This window comes from Enterococcus sp. 3H8_DIV0648 (assembly GCF_002140655.1).
GTDB classification, from domain to species: domain Bacteria; phylum Bacillota; class Bacilli; order Lactobacillales; family Enterococcaceae; genus Enterococcus_A; species Enterococcus_A hulanensis.
The window spans coordinates 1-3,814 of record NZ_NGLG01000013.1; the positions used below are offsets into that span (position 1 = coordinate 1).

Below are 3,814 nucleotides of genomic sequence, written 5' to 3' on the forward strand. Positions count from 1 at the left end.
GTACATACCCTCGAAATAATTGTATAGCATACTAGAAACAGCAGAAGCGTCATTCTCATTTAGCCCTTCTTTTCTCAAGCCCTCTAGAAAAAAATCATACAAGCGAGCGCGTGTTTCGCGAAAATTTTCTAGCAGCTCTGTAAACTCGGGATAGACCTCCAGCGTTTTTAGCGATTGCTGCATAAACTTGAAGCCCGTTTGGTTTTTTGATGGAACAACCAGTATCCGCACGACTTTTTCCTCAAAGCTCAGCTCCTCGCTAAGCATGATTTCACGTTTTTCGGCCTTGATTTTCTCGATCGTCATGCGCACGACTTCACCGAAGATCTCTGACTTATTTTTAAAATGCCAATATGCAGCACCACGGCTCACATTTGCATCTTTTGATATTTTGTCTAAAGAAGTATTTTCAAATCCTACTTCATAGAAATTTTGAAACGCGGTTTCCAACAAACGTTGTTTCGTTATCAAGCTGTCCTGTTTTCGTTTCATTGTCATCTCTCCCGTTTTAAAAAAACAAAATCAACACTATTTCAGCTCATTTTGAATTTTTTCCAATTTCCCTCGAAATTTCACAAAATCTCAGAGTTTGTGAAATCCTTCTTTTCCTCACTTACTAACAAATCAAGTCCTGATAAAAAGAATACGATTCCATTTTCACATAGTTTGGCCTTTTTTTAAAGGGCGGATTTACACTTTAAGTGCAACACAAAAAAGACTCATAGATGATTTCCTTGTAAAATAGTAATTGCGAGATAACTATTGAAAGGAAGGATATCTATGAGTCAGTATACTCATCTTACCATTTTCGAACGAGAAGAAATAGCGAAATTACATGCGCAAGGATACACGATAAGAGAGATTGCCCGTCAACTTCGAAGAAACCCTTCTACAATTAGCCGAGAAATGAATCGAAATGCTTTTTCATCAAACCAATATTCTCCGACTATTGCACACCGGCTTTATAAGCTTAAAAGAAAAAATTGTGGAAGAAAGAAGATTTTATCCAATTTCTATTTAAAGAATATCGTCAAACATCTTTTTTTAGACGAACAATGGTCGCCAGAAGAAATAGCGAATCGATTAGAATTAGAAGACTACCCGATAAAGATTAGTTATTCGACTATTTATCGAGCAATCTATGCGTTTGAATTTGATGACGAAATGCCGAAACAAGGGCATCGTGGTGTGGTGAAGAAGTTACGTAGAAAAGGAAAAAAGTATAAGTGCCAGAATCATAACGAAACCAGAGGGAAAATAGTCATTTCGCATACAATACATGAAAGGCCATCAGAGGGGAATCTACGACGTGAACTGGGTCACTGGGAGGTCGACACAGTAGTTGGTAAAATGGGGAGCGCTTGTTTACTTACCCTAACTGATCGGAAATCTCGCTACTTGTTAGCTGATAAAGTAGCGGCGCAAAGAGCAGAACCAGTCAAAGATAGTATGATCTATTTACTCAAAGGACTCCCAAAAACGAAAAGAAGGAGTGTTACTTCAGATCGCGGAAAAGAATTCTCATTTCACAAAGACGTAACTAAAAAATTAGAGGGGCTCCCCTTTTACTTTGCGGATCCACAGTCACCTTGGCAGCGTGGTACAAATGAGAATACAAATGGATTATTAAGAGAATATTTCCCTAAACGTCAGACTTTAGATGAAGTTACATCACAGACACTAAAAGAAGTCCTAAGAAAAATAAATATGCGACCTCGTAAATGCTTAAATTGGAAAACCCCTTTTGAAGTATTTTTTAATCGAGTGTTGCACTTGATTTGACAATCCGCCAGAGAAAAAAGCTGCCAAGTTTTCACCTGGCAGCTTTGGCTTGTTCAGTTGCTATTTCATTGGAGGAATAATCGCCAACAGACCATTGCTTAATGTGACATAAATTGAAGCAGTTGTTGGAATGGTTTCATTCACCGTCTTCTTCGCAGGTAAAGCAGTCGCTGCTAAAGCGATCAAGCTGTCGCCGCGGAAAAGATTGACAAAGTGCTTCGTTGACATCACTTGCGGAACCCGCGGATTATTGATGATGCTTGCAATCAATTTTGATTGAATCTCATCATTAACAGTAACAGTTTTTTCTGTTGCTTTGATTTCAGGTCCGGTCGTTTTCTCTTTTGCTTCTTTCGCATGATCGAACTCTGTTAAATCATAAGCTTTGATGATCGCATTCAATTTTTCTGCGTATTGTTTATCTGTCGCGTAACGTCCTTGTAAATGTTTGGTTGCATCTGTGTATGATTCGGTCTGATCTTTCCACGTTGCTTTATAGAAGTCAGCATTGCCTGAGATGCCTTTTTTGATTAATTTTGCGTAATCCTCTAATGATTCTTTATAGGAAGGATATTTTCTAAACTCAGCACTGATTTGGAAGCTTGCGCCAACATTATCCTGTTCCAAGGTTTGGAAAGTCACGCCTTGATCCTTATATTTTCCTTTGATCCCAAACAAATTGTAGTTTGGTTCGCTGGCTAGTGCACTATTTCCTGATCCGCTTTCCAAAATCGCCTGTGCAATCATTACTGAAGAGTAAATGCCATTCTTCTGTCCGATTTCACGAGAAATTTCACCGATTTTCTTAACGAATTGATCGGTCGTTTGATTCTTATTAAAAATGAACGGGGAACTCGTGCTGTATTCACCAAAGGCATTCGATAATGAACCGGTTGCTTTTGGTAAACCGGCGATATTCACCCGAACTGCGAAGGTTGGTGTGAAAGCCCCGATACTGCCGATCTTAACCACATCACCCGGTTGTGGTGCATGGATGTATTGACCATTGCCAATATAAATCGCAACGTGTGTCGTTACACTCGTTGGCGCACCCCAGAATAATAAGTCACCAGGCTGAGCTTCGCTGACAGGGATTTGAGTTCCCGCATATTGCTGATCACCTGTCCATCCGCCGATGTTATGACCCGTCGCATTCGCGTAAACCACGTAAGCTAGACCTGAACAGTCAAAAGCGTTCGGTCCTTTTGCTCCCCAAACATACGGTTTGCCTAGATGACGGTAAGCCTCTTGTACGATCGCCGTTTGAACTTCGTTGCTGAATGTTGGTGCAGCTTGATTTGACGGCACACGAACATCCGCAGCTGCTCCTTCAGGCTGACGAGCGGCAGCTGGCTGCTCTTGAATCGCTGATGGTGTATTTACAGCGGGTTTTTGAGCCGTTTGGTTGTTGGAATTGCCCGCGGGTTTGTCTTTATTACTATTATTGCTGTTACCAGTATTACCGCCAGGTTTTTCCTCTGGTTTTGGCGTTGGTGTCGGTTTAGAAGGTGTTTCTTCTTTTACCGTCTCTAGCTGAATCGATACGTCTGATTCCGGCATAGTGAATACACCATTAACTTCAGCACTTGATAAAATCGGTGCCTGTGTCGCCGTATTGATGACTTTGACCTCTTTCAATTTAACCTTCTCAGGCAATGTCACTGTGTAGTGAACAGCTGTGTTCGCTACTAAGCCATTATCTGATGTATATTGGAAACTGATTTGAGCACCATTTGCATCGCTGAAAGTATTATTGGCGAAAGGATTTCCATTTGCTAATAAACTGTACTGTTTAGCCGGTTCGGGTTCAGGTGTTGGTTCTGGATCTGGCGTTGGTGCAGGTGTCTCAGACCCTCCTGTACTTTCTAAAGTTGAACTATTGGTTGATTGTTGACTTGATGAGTTCGCAGCAGAGTCACTAGCAACTGTTCCACTTTCTTCGGCAAAAGCCTGTTGTGAAGCTAAAAGAGTCGGGCCGAATAAAGTTCCTAAAGCTAATAAACTAACTATCTTACTATACTTCACTTCTATT

At 40.8% G+C, this 3,814-nt stretch carries 3 protein-coding genes; 1 reads left to right on the forward strand and 2 read right to left on the reverse strand.

Going from position 1 to position 3,814, the window contains the following annotated elements:
- On the reverse strand, window positions 1–492 hold a 492-nt coding region (locus A5875_RS22990), incomplete at its 3' end, for a TetR/AcrR family transcriptional regulator (protein ID WP_088935927.1).
- 288 nt (window positions 493–780) lie between these two features.
- Between A5875_RS22990 and A5875_RS22995 the strand changes: the two genes are divergently transcribed.
- Complete coding sequence (locus tag A5875_RS22995) at window positions 781–1,782, forward strand: IS30 family transposase (RefSeq protein ID WP_088934360.1); 1,002 nt, start codon at window positions 781–783, stop codon at window positions 1,780–1,782.
- A 60-nt stretch (window positions 1,783–1,842) separates the two neighbouring features.
- Here the strand turns inward: A5875_RS22995 and A5875_RS23000 are convergent, their stop codons facing one another.
- Window positions 1,843–3,807 (reverse strand): glucosaminidase domain-containing protein, encoded by a 1,965-nt coding sequence (locus A5875_RS23000; RefSeq protein ID WP_088935928.1) that lies wholly within the window; start codon window positions 3,805–3,807, stop codon window positions 1,843–1,845.
- Window positions 3,808–3,814 lie beyond the last annotated feature (7 nt).

What these genes read in the sequence shown, in the direction of transcription:
- A5875_RS22995 (WP_088934360.1), top strand. Translation starts at nt 781, where the DNA reads ATGAGTCAGTATACTCATCTTACCATTTTCGAACGAGAAGAAATAGCG.